This is a genomic window from Nonomuraea aurantiaca, assembly GCF_020215705.1.
Lineage (GTDB): Bacteria > Actinomycetota > Actinomycetes > Streptosporangiales > Streptosporangiaceae > Nonomuraea > Nonomuraea aurantiaca.
Genome location: NZ_JAIWNB010000128.1, coordinates 1 through 761, shown reverse-complemented (window position 1 = coordinate 761; position 761 = coordinate 1). Strand labels below are relative to the sequence as shown.

Below are 761 nucleotides of genomic sequence, written 5' to 3'. Positions count from 1 at the left end.
GACATCATCCTCAACCCGCTGGGCGTGCCCGGCCGGATGAACGTCGGCCAGGTGCTGGAGACCCACCTCGGCTGGATCGCCGCCCGCGGCTGGGACATCTCCGGCGTCCAGGAGGCCTGGGCCGAGCGGCTGCGTGACAAGGGCTTCGAGAAGGTCGCCCCGCGCACCAACATGGCCACCCCGGTCTTCGACGGCGCCCACGAGGAAGAGATCGTCGGCCTCCTCGACAGCACGATTCCCAACCGTGACGGGGATCGGCTGGTTCAGCACAGCGGGAAGGCCCGGCTGTTCGACGGCCGCTCCGGCGAGCCGTTCCCGTACCCGATCTCGGTCGGCTACATCTACATCCTCAAGCTGCTCCACCTGGTCGACGACAAGATCCACGCACGTTCGACCGGCCCCTACTCCATGATCACCCAGCAGCCGCTCGGCGGTAAGGCCCAGTTCGGTGGCCAGCGCTTCGGTGAGATGGAGGTGTGGGCTCTGGAGGCCTACGGCGCCGCCTACGCCCTCCAGGAGCTGCTGACGATCAAGTCCGACGACGTCCAGGGTCGCGTGAAGGTCTACGAGGCGATCGTCAAGGGCGAGAACATCCCCGAGCCGGGAATCCCCGAGTCCTTCAAGGTCCTCATCAAGGAAATGCAGTCGCTGTGCCTGAATGTCGAGGTGCTCTCCAGCGACGGCATGTCCATCGAGATGCGCGACACCGACGAGGACGTCTTCCGCGCCGCGGAAGAGCTCGGCATCGATCTGTCCCGGCG

General features: G+C 66.4%; 1 protein-coding gene. It reads left to right on the top strand.

The genetic code is table 11. The annotated features are described in order from the left end of the window. A partial coding sequence (locus LDL49_RS56485) for a DNA-directed RNA polymerase subunit beta (protein ID WP_443689908.1) occupies nucleotides 1-761 on the top strand: 761 nt, incomplete at both ends.